This is a genomic window from Methylobacterium sp. WL7, from assembly GCF_008040085.1.
Lineage (GTDB): Bacteria > Pseudomonadota > Alphaproteobacteria > Rhizobiales > Beijerinckiaceae > Methylobacterium > Methylobacterium mesophilicum.
In genome coordinates, this window is sequence record NZ_VRVG01000001.1 from 78,165 (window position 1) to 99,709 (window position 21,545).

At 69.3% G+C, this 21,545-nt stretch carries 18 protein-coding genes; 10 read left to right on the forward strand and 8 right to left on the reverse strand.

Annotated features, from left to right (window positions below; all coding sequences use genetic code 11):
- Window positions 1-148 precede the first annotated feature (148 nt).
- On the reverse strand, window positions 149-1,168 hold the full coding sequence (locus FV233_RS00430) for a helix-turn-helix domain-containing protein (protein WP_147896297.1): 1,020 nt from the start codon (window positions 1,166-1,168) through the stop codon (window positions 149-151).
- A gap of 633 nt (window positions 1,169-1,801) precedes the next feature.
- The gene (gene katG, locus FV233_RS00435) at window positions 1,802-4,123 is read right to left on the reverse strand and encodes a catalase/peroxidase HPI (protein WP_147896298.1); all 2,322 of its coding nucleotides are present in this window, start codon (window positions 4,121-4,123) and stop codon (window positions 1,802-1,804) included.
- 436 nt (window positions 4,124-4,559) lie between these two features.
- Here katG and FV233_RS00440 point away from each other — a divergent pair, with 436 nt between their 5' ends.
- The gene (locus tag FV233_RS00440; RefSeq protein ID WP_238260325.1) at window positions 4,560-5,339 is read left to right on the forward strand and encodes an endonuclease/exonuclease/phosphatase family protein; all 780 of its coding nucleotides are present in this window, start codon (window positions 4,560-4,562) and stop codon (window positions 5,337-5,339) included.
- On the opposite strand, the gene FV233_RS00445 is transcribed toward FV233_RS00440, so the two are convergent.
- From FV233_RS00445 to FV233_RS00455, 3 genes are all read right to left on the reverse strand, one after another.
- On the reverse strand, window positions 5,257-6,693 hold the full coding sequence (locus FV233_RS00445; protein WP_147896299.1) for a phospholipase D-like domain-containing protein: 1,437 nt from the start codon (window positions 6,691-6,693) through the stop codon (window positions 5,257-5,259). The genes FV233_RS00440 and FV233_RS00445 overlap by 83 nt on opposite strands.
- 66 nt (window positions 6,694-6,759) lie before the next feature.
- The gene (locus FV233_RS00450; protein WP_147896300.1) at window positions 6,760-7,074 is read right to left on the reverse strand and encodes a hypothetical protein; all 315 of its coding nucleotides are present in this window, start codon (window positions 7,072-7,074) and stop codon (window positions 6,760-6,762) included.
- Between the two features lie 120 nt (window positions 7,075-7,194).
- Window positions 7,195-8,013 carry an enoyl-CoA hydratase gene (locus FV233_RS00455; protein ID WP_147896301.1) on the reverse strand — a complete coding sequence of 273 codons (819 nt, stop codon included), beginning with the start codon at window positions 8,011-8,013 and terminating at the stop codon, window positions 7,195-7,197.
- Between the two features lie 197 nt (window positions 8,014-8,210).
- On the opposite strand from FV233_RS00455, the gene FV233_RS30075 reads away from it, so the two are divergent.
- Window positions 8,211-8,366, forward strand: a complete 156-nt coding sequence (locus tag FV233_RS30075; protein ID WP_187278022.1) for a DUF5993 family protein — start codon at window positions 8,211-8,213, stop codon at window positions 8,364-8,366.
- Window positions 8,367-8,378: 12 nt separating this feature from the next.
- On the forward strand, window positions 8,379-9,020 hold the full coding sequence (locus tag FV233_RS00460; RefSeq protein ID WP_147896302.1) for a disulfide bond formation protein B: 642 nt from the start codon (window positions 8,379-8,381) through the stop codon (window positions 9,018-9,020).
- A gap of 24 nt (window positions 9,021-9,044) precedes the next feature.
- Here FV233_RS00460 and FV233_RS00465 read toward each other — a convergent pair whose 3' ends face one another.
- Window positions 9,045-9,527 carry an AMP-dependent synthetase gene (locus FV233_RS00465; protein WP_147896303.1) on the reverse strand — a complete coding sequence of 161 codons (483 nt, stop codon included), beginning with the start codon at window positions 9,525-9,527 and terminating at the stop codon, window positions 9,045-9,047.
- Window positions 9,528-9,799: 272 nt separating this feature from the next.
- Here FV233_RS00465 and FV233_RS00470 point away from each other — a divergent pair, with 272 nt between their 5' ends.
- Window positions 9,800-10,273 carry a hypothetical protein gene (locus FV233_RS00470; protein WP_147896304.1) on the forward strand — a complete coding sequence of 158 codons (474 nt, stop codon included), beginning with the start codon at window positions 9,800-9,802 and terminating at the stop codon, window positions 10,271-10,273.
- 4 nt (window positions 10,274-10,277) lie between these two features.
- Here FV233_RS00470 and FV233_RS00475 read toward each other — a convergent pair whose 3' ends face one another.
- Window positions 10,278-10,967: a uracil-DNA glycosylase gene (locus FV233_RS00475; RefSeq protein WP_147896305.1), complete on the reverse strand. Its 690-nt coding sequence runs from the start codon at window positions 10,965-10,967 to the stop codon at window positions 10,278-10,280.
- A gap of 224 nt (window positions 10,968-11,191) precedes the next feature.
- On the opposite strand from FV233_RS00475, the gene hemH reads away from it, so the two are divergent.
- Both hemH and FV233_RS30080 read left to right on the forward strand, forming a co-directional pair.
- Window positions 11,192-12,274 carry a ferrochelatase gene (gene hemH / locus FV233_RS00480; protein ID WP_147896306.1) on the forward strand — a complete coding sequence of 361 codons (1,083 nt, stop codon included), beginning with the start codon at window positions 11,192-11,194 and terminating at the stop codon, window positions 12,272-12,274.
- Window positions 12,275-12,368: 94 nt separating this feature from the next.
- Window positions 12,369-12,527 carry a hypothetical protein gene (locus FV233_RS30080; protein ID WP_187278023.1) on the forward strand — a complete coding sequence of 53 codons (159 nt, stop codon included), beginning with the start codon at window positions 12,369-12,371 and terminating at the stop codon, window positions 12,525-12,527.
- Between the two features lie 247 nt (window positions 12,528-12,774).
- Here FV233_RS30080 and FV233_RS00485 read toward each other — a convergent pair whose 3' ends face one another.
- Window positions 12,775-13,686 (reverse strand): peptidylprolyl isomerase, encoded by a 912-nt coding sequence (locus FV233_RS00485; RefSeq protein ID WP_147896307.1) that lies wholly within the window; start codon window positions 13,684-13,686, stop codon window positions 12,775-12,777.
- 249 nt (window positions 13,687-13,935) lie between these two features.
- Here FV233_RS00485 and secA point away from each other — a divergent pair, with 249 nt between their 5' ends.
- The 4 genes from secA (at window position 13,936) to ahcY (ending at window position 21,409) form a co-directional block, all read left to right on the forward strand.
- On the forward strand, window positions 13,936-16,833 hold the full coding sequence (secA, locus tag FV233_RS00490) for a preprotein translocase subunit SecA (RefSeq protein WP_147896308.1): 2,898 nt from the start codon (window positions 13,936-13,938) through the stop codon (window positions 16,831-16,833).
- 12 nt (window positions 16,834-16,845) lie between these two features.
- A complete protein-coding gene (bioD, locus tag FV233_RS00495; protein ID WP_147896309.1) occupies window positions 16,846-17,517 on the forward strand; it encodes a dethiobiotin synthase in 672 nt (223 codons plus the stop codon).
- A 405-nt stretch (window positions 17,518-17,922) separates the two neighbouring features.
- Entirely contained in the window at window positions 17,923-19,869 is a 1,947-nt protein-coding gene (locus FV233_RS00500) for a KUP/HAK/KT family potassium transporter (protein ID WP_147896310.1), read from the forward strand.
- Between the two features lie 139 nt (window positions 19,870-20,008).
- Window positions 20,009-21,409, forward strand: coding sequence for an adenosylhomocysteinase (ahcY, locus tag FV233_RS00505; RefSeq protein WP_147855052.1), 1,401 nt, complete (start codon window positions 20,009-20,011; stop codon window positions 21,407-21,409).
- Window positions 21,410-21,545 lie beyond the last annotated feature (136 nt).

The window sequence follows — 21,545 nt, forward strand, 5'->3', positions numbered from 1 at the left end:
TGTCCGCCCGTCCGCCGCTGGGCAAGAAACGCCTTCGGAGATCGTCCGGGGCCTCCGCCGGCCCCTGGGCGGGGGGCCGGAACAGCACCTGCGAGAGGCGGCCGCCGCCTCACGGCGTCGATCCATCCGGCCCGCCTCCGTGCGGGCATCACGTTTCGCGCAGCCACTTCCAGACGTGTTGTGCCGTCCCCTGACCGCCGATCCGTTGGGCCACCCGGCGCTCGCCACGCCAGGCCTGCGGTGGGGCGCCGTAGCGGTTGCGGAAGCTGCGGCTGAGCTGCGAGATGGTGTTGAACGCGAACACCTCGGCCAGCCGGCTGATGGTGCGCCGCTCCATCGGGTCGGCCAGGGCATCACGCACCGCCGCCAAGCGCTCGCCCTGCACGAAATGCATTACGCCGCCCTCGGGCTCGAACAGCCGGTAGAGCGTGGACCGCGAGACCTGCATCTGCCCGGCGATGAATTCGGGCGATAGCATCGGCCGCGACAGGTTTTCCTGCACGATCGTCCTGGCGAGGGCGAGGAGCGCGCCGTTGAGTTCGCGCCCGTCCAGCACGTCCGCGGCCGGCGAGGGATCGAGGAGCCGGTGCAGGAAGGCCACGAACTCGTCGGCGAGCGCCGGGGCCTCGTTGGCGCGCGTGGTCGGCAACCGCCGGTAGATGTCCGAGATGCGGGCGGCCAGCAGCCGGTTGCGGGCTGCATCGAAGAGCAGGCCGTGCGCCTCGAGCGGCAGACCGTGGAGTCGCGTGCTGGGTACGGCGATGCCGATCGCGTCGGCTCGGTCGAGCATGCCGTCGAGCAGATGACGGCGGCCGATCAGGGTCACGGTGCCGGCCGAGGCCGAGACCGGTTTGCCGCCGACCGTGCCCTGGAAGCGGCCGGATCGGTAGAGCTGGACGATGTAGTGGTCGGGACCGGCCTCGACGCGTCGGCGGTCCCGCTGGAGCCGCTGGGTCGAGAGCCGCGTGCGATGCGCCACGAGGTCGTCGATCGGGTACGCGATGTTGCTGCCGAACGGCAGCGGGGCGGATGGCGTGGCAGGACTGACCGCGTACATCGGCGCAAGAAGGGTCCGCCATCGCTCGAAGGCTTCCCCGGGTGGCAAGCCCGAGGTCGTCAGGAGGAAGTGCGGCAGACCCGGCTCAGCCGTCGTGTCGTCTGCACTCAAGGGACAGATCCATCGCCATCCGACCCGTGCGACAGGAGAGATTGAGCATTCGGCCCCTGGTGGAGCAACCTAAATGCGCGTGTGTGCTCCGCGGAGGGCGAAAGTGTCGCAAGCAGGGCGGATGACCGCTAGCGGCGGCATCCAAGTCTGCATCGACGGCAGGATCGGGTTGGGTCCGGTGCGCCCGCTGCGGATCTCCCCCGGTCAGCGACGGGTCGTACAGGTCGATAGATCCATTTCCCGTGAGTCCATCCCCGATACGCGACAACCCGCGCCGTCATCCCGGGGCGCCGCAGGCGAGCCTGGGATGACCGTGCGTGTCAGCACGGGACGGTTGTTCAATTGAAGAAGACTGAGCCGCCCTCCTGAGAAGAGATCGAGTTTCCAACCTGTGCGACCCGTAGCCGGCAAGCGATGGCCAGTCGTTTGCCGATCCGGAAACGGAAGCGCCGTCCCGGGATCCGCCCCTTCGACTAGCCCGATCCTGGCCTGAAACGATGATGCAGACGTGTCCCGTCCGTTCGCACGGACGAGGCAACGGTGCCGTCCCACCGGCTTCGCCGTCACCCGTGGGGTGTTGCCCCCGTCCCACCGAATGGTGCGACGGGGGCACGCGATGCTGGGCCGCGTCGATCAGGCCGCCATGGACCCGTAACGGCGGTGCCCCTTCACGTCGTAGCGATCGAGCATCATCACCTTGTCCCAGACCCGCACGAAGTCCGCCACGAACCGCTGCTGGCCGTCGCGGCCGGCATAGGCGTCGGCGATGTTGCGCAGCTGCGCGTTCGCCCCGAAGACGAGGTCGTTGCGCGTCGCCTCGAACCTGGCCTGCCCGGTCTCGCGGTCCTTGAGGACGAAGGACGTCCCGTCCGAATCGACCTTCTCCCAGACCAGGTTCGTGTCGGTCAGGGTCCGGAAGAAGTCCGTCGTCAGCACGCCAACCCGGTCGGTGAAGATGCCCTGGTTCGATCCGTCGTGGTTGGCGTTGAGGGCCCGTAGGCCGCCCGTCAGCACCACCCATTCCGGCGCGGTCAGAGTCAGCAGGTTGGCCTTGTCGAGGAACATCTCCTCCGGCGACAGGCGCGGTGCCATGTCCCTGAACCCGCCGTCGACGTAGTTGCGGAAGCCGTCGACGAGGGGCCTCAGCCACTCGAACATCTCGATGTCGGTGAGGTCCTGCGTGGTGTCGACCCGGCCGGGCGTGAACGGCACGCGCGTCTCGACGCCCGCGTCCTGGGCAGCCTTCTCGACGGCGGTACAGCCGGCGAGCACGATGAGGTCGGCCAGCGAAACCTGCTTGCCGTCGCCGCGCCCGCCGTTGAACGTGGCCATGACGCCGCGCAGCGCCTCGACGACGGGTGCGGCCCGGCGGTTGACGGCCCAGTCCTTCTGCGGAGCGAGGGCCAGACGGCCGCCGTTGGCGCCGCCGCGCTTGTCGCTGTCGCGATAGGTCGACGCCGCCGAGAAGGCGGTGAAGGCGAGGTCAGAGACCGGGACGCCCGTGGCCAGGATCACTTGCTTCAGGGCGGCGATCTCGGCCTCCCCCACCGGGGCGTAGGCGGCATCGGGAATCGGGTCCTGCCACAGCAGGCCGTCCTCGATCGTCACCTCCGGACCGAGGTAGCGGTGCTTGGGGCCCATGTCGCGGTGGGTGAGCTTGTACCAAGCCTTCGAGAAGGCCTGCGTGAAGGCATCGAAGTCGGTGAGGAACTTCTCGCAGACCTTGCGGTACTCCGGGTCGACCTTGAGGGCGATATCGGAGGTCATCATCATGAGCGGGTGCATCTGACCCGCGACGTGGGCGTCGGGGGTTTTGGGCGCATCCGGGTCCTTCGGGGTCCATTGCAGGGCGCCGGCCGGGCTCTTGGTCTGCTCCCACTCGAACTTGAAGAGGTTCTCCAGGTAGGCGTTGTCCCACTTGGTGGGATCGGGGGTCCAGCTGCCCTCGATGCCGTTGGTCATCGTGTCCTTGCCGACACCCGTGCCCTTCGGGTTGTGCCAGCCGAGCCCCATCGCCTCCATCGGCGCCATCTCCGGCGGCGGTCCGATCTCCTTGGCGGGGGTCATGCCGTGGCTCTTGCCGAAGGCGTGGCCGCCGGCGATCAGCGCCACCGTCTCCTCGTCGTTCATGGCCATGCGGGTGAACGTCACCCGGATGTCGTTGGCCGAGCCCTGCGGATCTCCGTTCGCGTAGGGCCCCTCGGGGTTGACGTAGATCAGCGCCTGGTGAGAGGCGGCCAGCGGGTTCTCCAGGTCGTAGTCGGCGTCGCCGTTCTTGCCGCGCCAGCGCTGGTCGCGGTTGACCATCTCGTCGAAGCTCGACACCGCGCCCATCTCGACGACTTCGGGACCCCAGTAGGTGGCGTCGTCCGCCTCCCAGGCGTCGAGACGTCCGCCGGCGAACCCGTAGGTCGGCAGGCCCATGATCTCCAGGGCGCAATTGCCGGTGAGCACCATCAGGTCGGCCCAGGACAGGGCGTTGCCGTACTTGTGCTTGAGCGGCTGCAGGAGGCGGCGCGACTTGTCGGTGTTGCCGTTGTCCCACCAACTCGAGATCGGCGCGAACCGCTGCATCCCGGTGCCGGCTCCGCCCCGCCCGTCCGCGATGCGGTAGGTTCCGGCCGAGTGCCAGGCCATGCGGATCATCTGCGGGCCGTAATTGCCGTAATCGGACGGCCACCATGCCACCGACGACGTCAGGAACTGCTTGATGTCGCTCTTGAGCGCATCCAGGTCGATCGTCCGGAAGGCGTCGGCGTAGTCGAAATCCGGCCCCAGCGGATCGGCCGCGAGCCCGTTCTGGTGCAGGAGCTCGACCCTGAGCCGGTGCGGATACCAGTTCTCCAAGGCGGGACGGCTGCCGAAGGCCCCGCCGACGCGGTCGCCGCCGAACGGGCATTGACCCGCCATCGGGTACGATTCGGTATTGGTTTTGTCGATCGTCGTCGTGTTCATCAAGATCCCCCTTGGCGCAGGACCGGCGTCACTGGACCCCTCGGTCCGCCGGGCTGTCGCCGACAGCAGCGATCGGCGTGCCGCTCTCACGACCGGCCGCGCAGGAACGATGCTGCACTGCAGGCGACATCAGTCGCCCGCCCCGAAAATCAAGGTGCCGGCGTCACCCATACGGGCACGCCGGCGGACCGCACGCCTAGGAAGACGCGCCTCACGATCGCGCGAGTCGATGGCGCGCAATCGAAGCGTCGGCCGCCATTCGGCCGATCGCCGTTGCCGACCGGCCGGACGACGGGCGTGGCGACGGTCATGACGCCGCGCAGCTGCCCGAGGCAAAAGCCGATTGGCCTCGGACCCGAGCGAACGCCCGAGCCTCCGGCGCGTTGAAGCGCGGCGGTGGCGACGGAGCCCCCCGGTGAGGTACGAGTCCGGCCCGATGAACAGCTTCGCCCATCCGGACCGCTCCGGCCTCGCCTCGGCCCTCCCGATCCGGCCGGCCGAGCGCAGCCGCAGGCCGTTCAAGATCGTGAGCTGGAATCTGCTCCGGCGCACCGGCGCGGCGGTGGACGACGTGGCCGCCCTGGTCGCCCAGGAGCAGCCGGACCTGCTGCTGATGCAGGAGGCGACCCGGGCGATCGGCTTCCTGCGCGACCGGATCGGCGGCCATTACGCCTGGGCGCCGCTTCCGGGGCGGATCCACGGGCTCGCCATGTGGAGCCCGAAGCCGTTCGCGACACCGCCCCGGGTGATCGAGCTCCCGGCCGGCGCCCTGGTGCACCGGGTCTGCCAAGTGCTCGATCTCGGCGAGTTCGGCGTCGCCAACGTCCACCTGTCGCACGGGCAGATGCTCAACCGCCGCCAGCTGCGCCGGATCGTCGGCGAATTGCCGCCGCGGGCCGCGGTGCTGGGCGATTACAACATCGTCGGGCCGGCGCTGATCCCGGGCTTTCGCGACGTCGGCCCGCGGAGGCCGACCCACGCGATGGTCGACGTGCTGCCGTTGCGGCTCGACCGCTGCCTCGCCCGCGGCCTGATCTGCCACGAGCACGCGGTGCTGCCGCGCGGGCCCTCGGACCACAAGCCGATCGTGGTCCACCTCGGGCCGGCGCCGGAGGCGCACGCCCCCGCGCGCTTCAAAGGTATGGCAGCAGCAGTCGCACGCCTGCGTCGCGCAGACGGGTCGGCAGGGCGCGGGCGGCGAGAGCCTCACGGCTGAGGCGTGCCTCCATCTTGCCGCGCATGAACGTGTCGAGCTGGGCCGCCAGATCCGGGTCGATGATCTCGACGTTCAACTCGAAATTGAGCCGGAAGCTGCGCATGTCCCAGTTCGCGCTGCCGACGAAGCACCAGACGTCGTCGACGACCATCGCCTTGGAGTGATCGAACGGCGGCTCGTCGAGCCAGACCCGCACGCCGGCCCGGAGCAGCGGGTCGAGATGCGCCCGGGTCGCCCAGTCGATGAACGGATGGTCGCTCACCCGCGGGATGATCAGGTCCACGGTGATGCCCCGGGTCGCGGCCTGGGCGAGGGCGCCGGTCACCAGCTCGTCGGGCAGGAAGTACGGGGTGACGAACCGGACGGTCCGGCGGGCGCAGGCGAGCGCCTGGAGGATCACCTGCTCGATCTTCTCGACGTCGGCATCCGGCCCCGAGGTGACGACCCGGGCGACGCTGGTCCCGACCGGCGCCAGGTCGGCGACCCAGGGCTCGGAATCGAGGATCTCGCCGTCCACGAAGGCCCAGTCGGCCGCGAACGCCACGGCGAGTTGCTCGACCACCGGCCCCCGGAGCCGGTAATGCGTGTCGCGGATCGGGTGCTCCGGCTTCAACGCCACGCGGTTCGGCTGCGAGATGTTCAGCCCGCCCGTGAAGGCGATGCGCCCGTCGATGATCAGCAGCTTCTTGTGCGAGCGCAGGTTGAGGAACGGCATCCGCCAGGGCAGGGCGGAGTGCATGAACAGGGCCGCCGGCACCCCGAGGCTGGTCAGGCGATGATAGACCGGCGCCCGGAAGTAGCCGCCGCCGATCCCGTCGATGATCACCCGGACCTTGACGCCGCGGGCCTGCGCCTCCGCCAGCGCCGTGCAGAATTCCCGGCCGACGGGATCGTCGCGGAAGATGTAGCTCGACAACCCGATGCTGGCTTTCGCCGCGCGGATCTCCGCCAGCATGGCCGGGTATCCGGCGTCGCCGTTACGGAACATCTCGACGTGGTTGCCCGAGAAGGCCGGCAGGCCGGTGATGCGCCGGATCGCCCGGTCGAGGGGCCAGAGCGTCTCCGGCACCACGGCATCGTCGGTGTCGGGGAGGTTCGTCGCGTCGGAGGGTTTTGTGCGCAGCTTCCGGGCGCGGCGCGAGACGCGGTTGATGCCGAAGGTCAGGTAGAGGGCGGTGCCGAAAATGGGCGAGAGCCAGGCCAGCCCGATCCACCCGACCGCGACGCTGACCCGGCGCTTGCGCAGCAGGGCGTGCAGGGTGACGCCGAGCGCCAGGGCAATGCCGATGAGCGCCGCGACATCCGCCCGCAACAGGGCGGTGGATTGCAGCCATCGATACAGCGCGTCTTCCAAGGTCTCGGCATCCGGTTCGTGTCAGACGCCGCCGGATATAGCCGAAGGAAACGAGCGCGAGCGGATTTAATAGGCGCGCAGGGGCGGCAGCGCGCCGTTATCGGCGGCACCGAGGGGCCGGGCACACCGGTAGGGGCCGCTGCCGTCCAACGCCGCGTACAGGATCCGGCCGCCGTCCGCGATGCAGCGCGCCTTGGCCTCGGCATAGGGCCGGTGGAAGCTCCAGATCGTGATCATCGGCCCGACGGTGCCCAGGCAGACGCCGCCGAACAGCAGGGCCGCGGCCCAGGTCGCACGATCCGGCCGCGGACGCGGCGGCCGGGGCGGCGGCATGGCGCCGACGAAGGCGAGCGTCAGTCCGAACAGGTCGAGGGTGCTCATCAGCCGTTCCGCGAGGACGTGCCGAGACCGGCAGGACAGGGTGTGCCCTCATCCTAGGGCAGGGCACGGCCGGAGCCTACGCGTCGCGCGGCACGGGGCCTGCGTCGTATCGCGCCGGGCTCAGGGCTCCCAGCGCGGCGTCCGCTTGGTCAGGAACGCGTCGATGCCCTCCTGGGCGTCGGCCATCATCATGTTCCGGGTCATGACCTCGGCGGTGTAGCCGTAGGCCTCTTCCAGGCCCATCTCGATCTGGCGGCCGAACGCCTCCTTGCCGACCGCGAGCACCCGTCGGGCCTTCCCGGCGATTTTTTCGGCCATGGCGGCCACCGCGCCGTCCAGTTCCGCGGCCGGCACGGCGCGGTTGACGAGGCCGATCCTGTAGGCCTCCTGCGCGTCGATCGGCTCGCCGACCAGCAGCATCTCCAGGGCGGCCTTGCGCGACACCGCCCGCGAGAGCGCGACCATCGGGGTCGAGCAGAACAGGCCGATCTGGACCCCCGGCGTGGCGAACCGGGCCTCCTCGGTGCAGATCGCGAGGTCGCAGGTGGCGACGAGCTGGCAGCCGGCCGCGGTGGCGATGCCGTGGACCTGGGCGATCACCGGTTGCGGCAGGCGCGTGAGGCTCAGCATCAGGCGGGCGCAGGTGCGGAACACCGCCTCGGTCGCCGCCCGCGAAGGATCGGCGCGCATCTCCTTGAGGTCGTGGCCGGCGCAGAAGGCCGGGCCGGCGCCGCGCAGGATCACCACGCGCACCCCGGCATCCTCCCGGATCGCGTCGAGTTGCTCCTGAAGGGCGCCCATCAGGGCCATCGACAGGGCGTTGCGCGCCTGGGGGCGGTTCAGCGTGAGGGTCGCGACGCCGGCGGCATCGTGGCGCAGCAGGACGGGGGCGTCCGGGACTGTCGCGTCGGACGGTGCTAAGGTCACGGCTGCGGTCATCGACGTCTCCCGGTGCCGGCCGCCCTTGCGCTCTGGGCCGGTCGCTTGGCCGGAGGGTAGCAGGCCGCACGCGGTTTCGCGATGGCACCCGGCCGGCAAGGCGGCTTCACGAAAGGTTCGACCGTTACCCAGGCAGGCTCCTATGGTGACGCCGAGGCCGCGACGGTGCGCGGCGTCCTTGCGCGGAGTCGACGCCCATGATGGTGCTGCCGTTCATTGGGTTCGCGGGAAGCGCGGCCGCCATCCTGGCGGGGCGGCGCAGGATCGCCCTCGGCCTGTGGCTGGTGTCGCTGGCCGGCACCATCGCGCTGTTCGGCGCCCATGCCACCTCGACGCTTCAACTCGACTTCTGAACGGGCCTCGCCATGACCGCCCACCAGGTTCGAACCCTCAACGCCCTCGGGTTGCTCGGCTGCTGCGCCATCCTGATCGTCGCGTTCGGGTACCAGTTCCGCCTCGGCGAATTGCCGTGCCCGCTGTGCCTGCTGCAACGGTCTGCCTTCGCGGCGGCAGGGATCGGCTTCGCGCTCAGCGTCCGCTTCGGCCCGCGAACATCCCATTACGGCGTGGTGATCCTGAGCGCGGTCACCGGCGCCGGCATCTCCGCCCGGCAGGTCGCCCTGCACGTCGTCCCCGGGACCGGCGGTTATGGTTCGACGCTGTTCGGTCTGCATTTCTACACGCTCGCCCTCATTGCCTTCGCGGCCATGATCGTCGGCGTCGGCGTGCTGCTTTTGGGCAATGGGGCCGCCGACCGGGTCTCGCAGGACCGAGTTGAAGAGGTCGGCGCCTTCGGGACGGCTTGCCTGCTGCTGTTCCTTAGCGTGATCCTCGCCAACGCCGTGTCCACGGTGGCGGAATGCGGTGCCGGCCTGTGTCCGGACGATCCGTCCCGATACGAGGCGCTCGACGACTGGCTGGCGCGGTTCAGGTCGCGTTGGGGAGGCGACCGAGGCCGTGGCCCGAACGGCCTTCCGGGGGGAACAGCGGTCACGCGGCGCGGTTGATTCCCCTCGGTCCGTTAGCGCCCGTCAATCCTGCTCGGCCAGGGCGAGATCCAGGCTGGCGAAGTCCGCACCGGGACCGTTCCACCACACGGAGGGGTAGGCGGGCAGCCGCCCCATCACGCCGGCGTAGGCCTCCGCCAGGACGGTATCGACGATCACCAGCGTGGCGGCCGAGAGGGCCAGGCTGTCGGCCAGGGCCTCGCCGCGCCGGCTGCCGTCGATGGCGGCGACCCGGATCCCGAGCCGGGCCAGGCCGAGCCGCATCGCCTCGGACTGGCCGAGGTCGCGGACCAGGAGCGCGACGGTCGAGCCGGCCCGGAGGCCTTCGCCGTAGGCCCAATGCGCGACCCGGTTGGGGCAGATCGCCGGGGCGGCCTGCAGATGGGGCGGACGCCTCTCCCCGGAAGCGCCGCCGGAGCGGAGGCGCCGGTCGGGATCACGGGTGGCCGGATTGGAGACCGGCGTCGGGACCGGGACATCTGCGACAGTGGAGTTCACGCCAAACATACGCTGCGAACCGCCTGGATCTGGATAAACGGTGGACCTTGGCGTGACGCGCGCCGGTTAACACTCTGTCTCACGATCGCAGATCATCGGAACACTGGGCTGTTTTCCGGGCCGCAGGCGCCTGCGACTGCGCCTATGCCGAATCGATGATGAACGGCCGACCGCAATTTGAATGCGAATTCGGTCGCATTGGCGATGTGCTCGGTCCGGCCTATGTCCGGCTCCGCGCGGGCGGCCCGGAAGAGGTCGCCCCGGACCGAGGAACACGTCCCATGAACCGCCCCACGCGCCGGGTCGCCCCCTACGCCACAGCCCTCACCCTGACGCTCGCCGCCGCGACGTTCGCCGCCCTGCCGGCGCGGGCGCAGATCCGGAACGCCCCGTCGCCGCGCGCGCTCGAATTCGCCGCCTACATCTTCGCCGCCTCGAACGTCTGCGGCTACCGCATCGGCAACGCGGCTTTTGAGGGTCTGCTGGCGAAGCAGAACGTTCGGGTGGACGACGTCCAGCCGCGCGGCCCGTTCGGCAACCGCGTCCAGACCATGTTCACGCTGATGTCGAACCAGATGGCCCAGAACCGCGATCAGGCCTGCATCGCGGTGGCCGGCGAGTACGGGCCCGAGGGCTCCATCACCAAGAACGTCCTGTTGCCGGCCGGTCAGGCCGCCGACGCGCCGGCTCCGGCGGAGGCCGTCAAGCCCGCAGAGCCCGCCAAGCCGGTGGAGCCCGTCAAGCCGGCGCAGTGACCGGTCAGCCGAGGCGCCAGTCGATCGGCGTCACCCCGCGTTCGGCCAGCCAGCCGTTGGCCCGGCCGAACGGGTCCGAGCCCGGGAAATCCCGGGCTCGGTTGAGCGGCGAGGGGTGCCCGCTCTCGAACACGCCGTGGCGCGCCGCATCGATCAGCGGCACCCGGGCGCGGGCCTGAGCGCCCCAGAGCAGAAAGACCGCCGGCTCCGGACGCGCCGAGACCGCCGCGACGGCCTCGTCGGTCAGCGCCGACCAGCCATAACGCAGATGCGCACCGGCCTTGCCGGCCTCGACGGTGAGCGCGCTGTTGAGGAGCAGTACGCCCTGCCGGGCCCAGGGCGTCAGGTCGCCGCCGGCGGACCGTTCGGAGCCGGCCTCGGCCAGGATCACCCGCAGCGAGGCCGGCAGGCGGCCGGAGCCCACGTACGAGAAGGCGAGGCCGTTGGCATCGCCCGGTGTCGGGTAGGGATCCTGCCCGAGGATGACCGCGCGGACCGCCGGCAGCGGCGTCTCGGCGAGCGCCCGGAAGATGTCGGCCGGGGCCGGCAGGACCCGCGCGCCCGCGGCGATCCGGGCATCGACCCGGGCCGCGACGGAGTCGGCCGCGTCGCCGGCGAAGAACGGCAGCGCCAGCCACGGAGACCCGGAGGCGCGGAAAGCAGCCAGCGCGGCGGCCACGGGGGTGTCGGACATCGGGTCTCGCGGTTGCGGGCCGGGACGGCGGTGGCTAGGGAGGAACGGACGACCATGCATGGCACGTCCGGTGCAGCATGTCGCAGCCGGCCTTCGCTCGGCGGCGCGGCACCCTACATGGGATCGCACCTGACACCGGGAAGCCTCCGGCCCAAGCGCGTGCGCCGGCTGCCGGGTATCTGAAGCCAGAAGAAGGACTCGGCGCGCGGCGCCGGAACGCTGCCATGAACGAACGCGTCGAACCCGCCGCGCTGGCGGAAGGCCGGCCCCTCGCCACATCGGTCCCCGCCGCGGGCGGCTTCCCGGCCGACCACCCGAAGGTCGCATGGGGCCGCGTCGGCGTCCTGCTGATGAACCTCGGCACCCCCGAGGGCACCAGCTACTGGCCGATGCGGCGCTACCTCAAGGAGTTCCTGTCGGACCGGCGGGTCATCGAGGTGCCCCGGCTGATCTGGTGGCCGCTGCTCAACCTGATCATCCTGACCAAGCGCCCGGGGCCGAAGGGCCGCGACTACGCCAGCGTCTGGAACAACACCCGCAACGAGGGGCCGCTCAAGACGACCACCCGCGGCCAGAGCGAGCGCCTGCAGGCCGCGATGGGGGATTCCGTCGTGGTCGACTGGGCGATGCGCTACGGCAAGCCGGAGGTGGCCGACCGGCTCCAGTCGCTGCTCGACCAGGGCTGCGACCGGATCCTGCTGGTGCCGCTCTACCCGCAATACGCCGCCGCGACCTCGGCCACCGCCTGCGACCAGGCGTTCCGCGCCCTGATGGACATGCGCTGGCAGCCGACCGTGCGGGTGTCGCCGCCCTATCACGACGATCCGGTCTACATCGCCGCGATGGCCGATTCGATCCGCGAGGGCCTGGCCAAGCTCGACTTCGAGCCCGAGGTGATCCTGACCTCGTTCCACGGCGTCCCGCGCAGCTACCTGCTCAAAGGCGATCCCTACCATTGCCAGTGCCACAAGACCGGGCGCCTGATCCGGGAAGCCCTGGGGATGTCGCCCGAGCGCATGCGGGTGACGTTCCAGTCGCGCTTCGGCAACGAGGAGTGGCTGAAGCCCTACACCGACGAGACCGTGACGGAGCTGGCGAAGTCCGGCGTGAAGCGGATGGCCATCGTCGCCCCGGGCTTCACGGCCGATTGCCTGGAGACGCTGGAAGAGCTCGACGGCGAGAACCGCCACTATTTCGAGGGCAACGGCGGTGAGCGCTTCGCCTACATTCCATGCCTGAACGACTCGGATCTGGGCATGAAGGTCATCGAGCACGTGGTGCGTCGCGAGCTTCAAGGCTGGCTCTGACGCGAAAGCAGCCCGACACCGCTTGCGGACGGCCCGGACCGGCCTATCATCCACCGAAGCTGGACAATTCTCAGATCCGGCGTCGGAGGATCACATGGCCTTCTTCATCGGGATCGCGTGTCCGTGGCTGCTGATCGCGGTACTCGACCGGATCGCCGAAGGCCGCCGCACGGCCGAACTCGCCGCGCTCGGGGTGACCGCACCGGTGGCGCCCGCCCAGTCCGCTTACCTGCATCCCGACCGGCCGTATTGAGGATCCAGGCGTCCGGAATCACCGAACGTCTGAGAATGCGAGAGTTCTCTGGTCGTTCGACCACCCTCCTTGTCATCCCGGGGCTGCGAAGCGGAGCCCGGGATCCATAAACGCAGGTTGAGCAGACCTTGCGCTGTCGGCGGCTCTGGATTCCGGGCTCGCCCGCGGCGCCCCGGAATGACACGGTGATGTATCCGGTCCCCTCTCCTAACCGGAGGAGGGGGGAACACCTTTTGTCCGTACCGGCTCACGGCTTCTTCGTCTCCGGCGCCAGCTGTGCGGCGGCCGGCGCCGCGTCGGTCCGGTCGATCTTGGCCTCGGCGCGCAGCTTCAGGATCATGTCCTGCTGGGCCTTGCGGACGATGTGCTGGTCGATCTGTTCCTTCAGCTCGTCGAAGGTCGGCTGCGGCTTGGTCCGCTTCTCCTCGACCTTGATGACGTGCCAGCCGAACTGGCTCTTCACCGGGTCGGAGACCTGGCCGGGCTTCATCGCGAAGGCGGCGTTGGCGAAGTCCGGGACCATCCGCTCCTTGGTGAACCAGCCGAGATCGCCGCCCTCGGCCTTCGAGCCGGGATCCTTCGAGGCCTCGGCCGCGACCTTGGCGAAATCCTCGCCGCCCTTGATCCGGGCCGCGATCTTCTTCGCGTCGCCCTCGTTGTCCACCAGGATGTGGCGCGCGTGCACCTCCTCCTCGGGCTTCATCAGCTTGACGGTCTGATCGTAGATCGCGTGCTCGGCCTCGGGGGTCACCGCCCGCTTGGCCTCCTGCTCCAGGTAGTCGTCGAGCAAGAGCTTGTCGCGGAAGTAGGCGAGCTTGCGCTTGAACTCCGGCGTGTCGCCGATCTTGGCGGCCTCGGCGGCCTGCGCGCCGACCCGCAGGTCGACCATGTAATCCACCAAGAGGGACTTCTTCTGCGCTTCGTCCACGCCCGGGAGCGACAGCGCCGGGTCGTCGGACGCGATGGCGAGGTCGCCCTGGGTGATCGGCTTGCCGTTGACGCTCGCAACAACGGTGTCGGGGCTCGGGGGCGCGGTGTTCGCCGCCGGCGTCGCGGTCTGGGCCGGGGCCGCCTGGGGAGCCTGCGCCAACGCGAGTCCGGGCATCGCGAGCATCAGGGCGAGCGCGCTCGCGCGCCGGAGGAGGGCGGTGTTCGGCATGCTGGCGTGGTCCTCGGCTGACGTCTCGTCGCCGCCCCTGTCGAGGCCGGGCGGCGGGCCGCGGCACAGGTGGCGCGCGTCGCGCGAGAAGGCAAGCGCTGCCGTTTCGGCCTTCCGGCGCCCGGCCTGTTGGCGCCGCCCTCTTTCAGGTGCGTCGGCGGATGTTTACCTCTATAAGCCCGGCCAACTCCGCCAAGGCCGGCCCGCCACGCTTACCCGTCGGCGGGCTCGCGCGTCTGCAGGTCAACGATGCTCGGCTCGATCGCCAAGAAGATTTTCGGCTCCTCCAACGACCGCCGCGTCAAGGGCTACCGCCCGCGGGTGGCGCTGATCAACGCGCTGGAACCGGAGATCCAGGCCCTGTCGGACGACGCGCTCCGGGCGCGGACCGACATGCTGAAGGCGGAACTGGCCGCCGGCAAGAGCCTCGACGACATCCTGGTCCCGGCCTTCGCCACGGTGCGCGAGGCGGCCAAGCGGGTCTTCGGCCAGCGCCATTTCGACGTGCAGCTGATCGGCGGCATGGTCCTGCACGAGGGCGCCATCGCCGAGATGAAGACCGGCGAGGGTAAGACCCTGGTGGCGACGCTGCCGGTCTACCTGAACGCCCTGGAGGGCAAGGGCGTCCACGTCGTCACCGTGAACGACTACCTCGCCGCCCGCGACGCGGAATGGATGGGCCAGCTCTACCGGTTCCTTGGGCTCACCGTCGGGACCATCGTGCACGGGCTCGACGACGAGCAGCGCAAGGCGGCCTACGCCTGCGACATCACGTACGGCACCAACAACGAGTACGGGTTCGACTACCTGCGCGACAACATGAAGTACGAGCTGTCGCAGCTCGCCCAGCGGGGACACAACTTCGCGATCGTGGACGAGGTGGACTCGATCCTGATCGACGAGGCCCGCACGCCGCTGATCATCTCCGGGCCGGTGGACGACCGCTCAGAGCTGTACGTCTCGGTCGACGCTATCATGCCCCGGCTGGTGCGCGAGCATTACGACCTCGACGAGAAGCAGCGCACGGTTTCGCTCACGGAAGCCGGCAACGAGTTCGTCGAGGTGACCCTGCGCGAGGTCGGCCTGCTCAAGGACGGCGACCTCTACGACGCCCACAACGTCAGCCTCGTCCACCACGTGAACCAGGCCCTGCGCGCCAACACCCTGTTCACCCGGGACAAGGACTACATCGTCAAGAACGACGAGGTGGTGATCATCGACGAGTTCACCGGCCGCATGATGCAGGGCCGGCGCTACTCGGAGGGACTGCACCAGGCCCTCGAGGCCAAGGAGCGCGTGACGATCCAGCCCGAGAACCAGACGCTGGCCTCGATCACGTTCCAGAACTACTTCCGCCTCTACGGCAAGCTCGCCGGCATGACCGGCACGGCCTCGACGGAAGCCGACGAGTTCGCCGAGATCTACAAGCTCGACGTGGTCGACATCCCGACCAACAAGGAGGTCGAGCGCGTCGACGAGGACGACGAGGTCTACCGCACGGTCGCCGAGAAGTACGAAGGGATCATCGCGGAGATCGACAAGGCGCATAGCCGCCACCAGCCGATCCTGGTCGGCACCGGCTCGATCGAGAAGTCCGAGCACCTGGCCGAGATGCTGAAGAAGGCCGGCTACACCCTGCTCGACTATTCCTATCCGAACGCGCTCACCGACGTCTACAAGGCCGCCCGCGAGGGCCGGGTGACCAAGCGCTTCGCCGTGCTGAACGCCCGCTTCCACGAGCAGGAGGCCTACATCGTCGCCGAGGCCGGCGTGCCGGGCGCGATCACCATCGCCACCAACATGGCCGGCCGCGGCACCGACATCAAACTCGGCGGCAACCTCGAGATGCGGATCGAGAAGGAGCTGAGCCAGCTCCCGGACGGGCCGGAGCGCGACGCCGCCATCGAGGCGATCAAGGCGGAGATCGCCGACAACCGCGCCAAGGTGCTGGCCTCGGGCGAGCCGGCGGACCCGGAAGCCGGCCGCAAGAAGGCCCTGCCGGGCGGCCTCTACATCATCGGCACCGAGCGCCACGAATCCCGGCGCATCGACAACCAGCTCCGGGGCCGCTCCGGCCGCCAGGGCGATCCGGGCCGCTCGAAGTTCTACCTGTCGCTTCAGGACGACCTGATGCGGATCTTCGGCTCCGACCGCATGGACGGGATGCTGCAGAAGCTCGGCCTGGAGCAGGGCGAGGCGATCATCCACCCCTGGATCAACAAGGCGATCGAGAAGGCGCAGCAGAAGGTCGAAGCGCGCAACTTCGACATGCGCAAGAACGTGCTCAAGTACGACAACGTCATGAACGACCAGCGCAAGGTCGTGTTCGAGCAGCGCCGGGACTTCATGGCCCAGGAGAGCGTGCGCGAGACCGTCGACGAGATGCGCGAGGGCGTGATCGACGACTTCGTCGCCCGCTACATTCCGCAGAACGCCTACGCCGAGCAGTGGGACGTCGCGGCCTTGCGCGAACAGGTTCTTGAGGTGCTCAACCTCGACGCGCCGGTGGAGGAGTGGGCCAAGGAAGAGGGCATCGCCGACGAGGAGATGCGCGAGCGTCTGCTCAAGGCCGCCGAGACCGCCTATGCCGAGCGGGCCGAGAAGAACGGCACCGAGATCACCGCCTATATCGAGAAGCAGGTCCTGCTCCAGACCCTGGACCACCTCTGGCGCGAGCACCTCGTGACCCTCGACCACCTCCGGCAGGTGATCGGCTGGCGCGGCTTCGCCCAGCGCGATCCGCTCAACGAATACAAGTCCGAGGCCTTCGACCTGTTCAACAGCCTGGTGACGTCCCTGCGCGAGCAGGTGACGGCGCAGCTCTCCCGCGTCGAGATCGTGCACCAGCAGCCCGATCAGCAGCAGGGCTTCCCGGGCGGCACGCCGGAGCTGCCGCAAATGTTCGCCCAGCATCTCGACCCGGTCACCGGCGAGAACGAGATGGATTACGGCGAGCGCGGCTCTGGCAGCGATGGCGGCGGCGGTCCCGCCTACGGCTACGCCGCGCAGGGCCTGTCGGTGGACGGCGCGGTGCTGGAGCGCGACCCGAACGATTCCGCCACCTGGGGCCGGGTCGGGCGCAACGAGCCGTGCCCGTGCGGCTCGGGCAAGAAGTACAAGCACTGCCACGGCACGTTCCAGGCCTGAGGCGGCTGACACATGGCCGCCCGCACGGTCTTCGTCGCCGGCGCCGGCACCGAGATCGGCAAGACCTACGTCACCGCGGCGCTGACCCGGCGCCTGCGGGCGCAGGGTCGGCCGGTCCGGACCCTGAAGCCCCTGGCGAGCGGCGTGCCGCCTCTGAGCGATCCGGCCTTCGCGGAGAGCGACACCGCCCGCCTCCTCGACGCGCAGGGCCTCGCCATCGAGGACGAGACGGTCGAGGCGTGCTCCCCCTGGCGGTTCTCGGCCCCGCTCGCGCCCGATCAGGCCGCCGCCCTGGAGGACCGGGCATTGGACCTGTCCGATCTCGTCGGATGGTGCCGGGGGCAGGTCGCCCGCACCGAGGAAACCTTGATCATCGAGGGGGTCGGCGGGCTGATGAGCCCGGTCACCGACCGTGCCACCGGGCTCGACTGGCTCAAGGCGCTCGACGTGCCGGCGCTGCTGGTCTCCGGCAGCTATCTCGGGGCGATCAGCCACGCGCTCACCGCCTGCGAGACCCTGCGCCTGCACGGCGTGCCGCTGCTGGCCATCGCCGTCAGCGAGAGCGAGGGGGCGCCGGCACCGCTCGCCACCGTGGCCGCGTCGATCGCCCGCCATGCCGGCGTTCCGGTCTTCGGCCTGCGGCGCGGACAAGCCTGCCCGGAGGCGCTGGCTGAGTTGGTGTGACCGGGGCGGGTCCGAAGGGAAACGGGCGGAGCGGAGCAGTGCCGGTTATGCGCCGTCCCTTTCCCGGGCGGATGCAGCGTCAGCGGAATGCAACCCGGGACCCAGCACAAGACGACGCGAAGCGCCTGCTTGCACCCGGAGTTCCACGGGCGTGCCGCTGCGCGGCGCATTCTTCTGCTGGGTCCCGGATCACCTTCCACTGACGTTCCAGGCGTCCGGGAAAGGGGCGTGGCTCATGCCCGAGATCGGGGAAGCCATCGAAGAACGGATGCGGTTTCCGGTTGATCGTTCGGCCGTGGCGAGCCGTTCTCGAAAGCCTATCCGGCTGCATCGGCTTCCACTTCGACGGACGGCGCTCTACCTGTCCGGTCAGGGCGAACGATTTAATCCCGCGGGAGACGTGCGTTGAGTCAGTCCCTTGCCCCCGCGGCGGCGCCCGATGCTCAAGCCCGGGCAGGCGACGACGCCGCGTCCCAGAAAAGCCGCCTCAAGCCCGCCCTCGTCTTCGGCGCGCTCGGCGTCGTCTACGGGGATATCGGCACCAGCCCTCTCTACGCCTTCAAGGAAGCCGTGAAGGCGGCCACCGCCGGGGGCGCCTCGGTCCCGGAAGCCGCCACCGGCGCGGTGTCGCTGATCCTGTGGTCGCTGATCCTGATCGTGTCGCTGAAATACGCGGTGCTGATCCTACGTGCCGACAACAAGGGTGAGGGCGGCATCGTCGCCATGCTGGCGCTGCTCGGCGCCCGGCAGGCCCGGCACGGCACCTGGAAGGCGGCGCTCCTTGTGGTCGGGCTGATCGGTGCCGCGCTGCTCTACGGCGACGGCGCGATCACCCCGGCGATCTCGGTGCTCTCGGCCATCGAGGGGCTGAAGGTCGACGCGCCGTCGCTCGGGCACTTCGTGGTGCCGATCACGATCGCGATCCTGGTCGTGCTGTTCTCTGTCCAGCACAAGGGCGTCGCGGTGATCGGCCGGGTGTTCGGACCGGTGATGCTGGTCTGGTTCGTGGTGCTGGCGACCCTGGGGATCGTCGGCATCCTCGACAAACCCGAGATCCTCGCCGCGCTGAACCCGCTGCGCGCCGTCGACTTCATGCTCCATGCCGGCTGGCACGTGAGCTTCGCGATGCTGGGCGCGGCCTTCCTGGCGGTCACCGGCGGCGAGGCGATGTACGCCGATCTCGGCCATTTCGGCGCGATGCCGATTCGGGTCGCGTGGTTCGTCCTCGTGCTACCGGCGCTGGTGCTCAACTATTTCGGGCAGGGCGCCCTGCTGCTCGCCGCGCCCGACGCGATCGAGAACCCGTTCTTCCGCCTGTGCCCGGATTGGGGCCACTACCCGCTGATCGCGCTGGCGACGCTCGCCACTATCATTGCCTCGCAGGCGATCATCTCGGGCGTGTTCTCCCTGACCCAGCAATCGGTGCAGCTCGGCTTCCTGCCGGCCATGCGCATCGTCCAGACCGCGAAGGAGGAGCGCGGCCAGATCTATGTCCCGATGGTGAACTGGCTGCTCGCCGCCGCGACCCTGGTGGCCGTGGTGGTGTTCGGCTCCTCCGACGCGCTCGCCGGGGCCTACGGCATCGCGGTCTCGATGCTGATGGCCATCACCACGCTGCTGGCGGCGCTGATCGCGCTGCGCTGGGGCTACAACCCGATCCTGGTCTTCGCGGTCAACGGCGTCTTCCTGGCCATCGACACCGTGTTCTTCGCGGCCAACAGCGTGAAGATCCTGGAGGGCGGCTGGTTTCCTCTGGTGCTGGCCGGCTTCGTCGCGCTGATGATGCTCACCTGGAAGAAGGGCAACGAGCTGGTCGAGCAGGCCCGGGTCGCGCTACGCCAGCCGGAGGACGCGTTCCTGGCCGGGCTCCAGCACCGCGAGCTGCTGCGCCTGCCCGGCACCGCGGCATTCCTGTCGGCGGCCGAGCACGGGATCCCGCTGCACCTGTCACGCTTCGTCGAGCGCAACCACGCCCTGATGGAGCGGATCCTGATCATCACCGCGCTCTACGAAGAGACCCCCACGGTCCCGGTGGAGCAGCGCGCCCACGTGACGATCCTGGCGCCGGACTTCTACCGGGTGATCCTGCGCTACGGCTTCATGGAGGAGGCCTCGATCCCGGAGGGGCTCGCCTGCGCGGTCGCGTCCCGCCACCTGCCCGCCAACGTCGTCGACGACATGACCGTGTTCGTCGGGCACGAGACGATCATCCCGAAGGACGACCATCTCGGCATGGCCTCGTGGCGCGAGAACCTGTTCGCCTTCATGCAGCGCAACGCCGAGCGCACCGGCGCCTTCTTCGGCGTGCCGACCCGCCAGGTCGTCGAGGTCGGCACCGAGATCGAGATCTGAGCGGGCGAAAACCACGGGCCGCGGCCGCCCCACAGCTTGGAACGCATAAAGACATGTTTATGTCTTGATTGCTTCGTAGCGTCCGAAGTGGTAGGGCCTGGCCCCGAACCGCAACGCGAACACACGGAACCGCCGACTCATGGCCAAGGATTATATCGTCAAGGACATCGGGCTGGCCGATTACGGCCGCAAGGAGATCTCGATCGCCGAGACGGAGATGCCGGGCCTGATGGCGGTCCGCGAGGAGTATGGCGCGGCGCAGCCCCTGAAGGGCGCCAAGATCGCCGGCTCGCTCCACATGACGATCCAGACCGCCGTGCTGATCGAGACCCTGAAGGCGCTCGGCGCCGACATCCGCTGGGTCTCCTGCAACATCTACTCGACCCAGGACCACGCCGCCGCCGCCATCGCGGCCGCCGGCATCCCGGTCTTCGCCGTGAAGGGCGAGACCCTGGAAGAGTACTGGGACTACACCTCGCGCCTGTTCGACTGGCATGGCGGCGGCATGCCGAACATGATCCTCGACGACGGCGGCGACGCCACCATGTTCGTCCACCTCGGCCTGCGCGCCGAGAACGGCGACACCGCCTTCCTCGACAAGCCGGAGAGCGAGGAGGAGGAGGTCTTCTTCGCGCTGCTCAAGAAGAAGCTCGTCGAGAAGCCGAAGGGCTGGTTCGCCGGCCTCGCCGACAGCATCAAGGGCGTCTCCGAGGAGACCACCACCGGCGTGCACCGCCTGTACGTGCTGGCCAAGGAGGGCAAGCTCCTCTTCCCGGCGATCAACGTGAACGACTCGGTGACCAAGTCGAAGTTCGACAACCTCTACGGCTGCAAGGAGTCGCTGGTCGACGGCATCCGCCGCGGCACCGACGTGATGATGGCCGGCAAGGTCGCCATGGTCGCCGGCTTCGGCGATGTCGGCAAGGGTTCCGCCGCCTCGCTGCGCAACGCCGGCTGCCGCGTGCTCGTGTCGGAGATCGACCCGATCTGCGCGCTCCAGGCCGCCATGGAGGGCTACGAGGTCGTGACGATGGAGGACGCCGCCCCGCGCGCCGACATCTTCGTCACCGCCACGGGCAACAAGGACATCATCACCCTCGATCACATGCGGTCGATGAAGGACCGGGCGATCGTCTGCAACATCGGCCACTTCGACAACGAGATTCAGGTCGCCGGCCTGAAGAACCTCAAGTGGTCCAACATCAAGCCGCAGGTGGACGAGATCACCTTCGCGGACGGCCACCGCATCATCCTCCTGTCGGAGGGCCGCCTGGTGAACCTCGGCAACGCCACGGGTCACCCGTCCTTCGTGATGTCGGCCTCGTTCACCAACCAGACGCTGGCGCAGATCGAACTCTGGACCAACACGTCGAAGTACCAGAAGCAGGTCTACACCCTGCCCAAGACCCTCGACGAGAAGGTCGCGGCCCTGCACCTGGAGAAGATCGGCGTGAAGCTCTCCAAGCTGCGCCCCGACCAGGCCGCCTATATCGGCGTCTCCGAGTCCGGCCCGTTCAAGTCCGAGCATTACCGCTACTGAGCCGGCTCCGGCCGGCGACGCCTCCGGTTCGGCGCGCGAGCCAAACCGGAGGTTGAATTCCTGACCGGCCCGAGAAGGGCCGGGACGGCGTTCGCCCCCTCGATCATCGACCGAAATAGGGCCCGGCGCGCTGCGT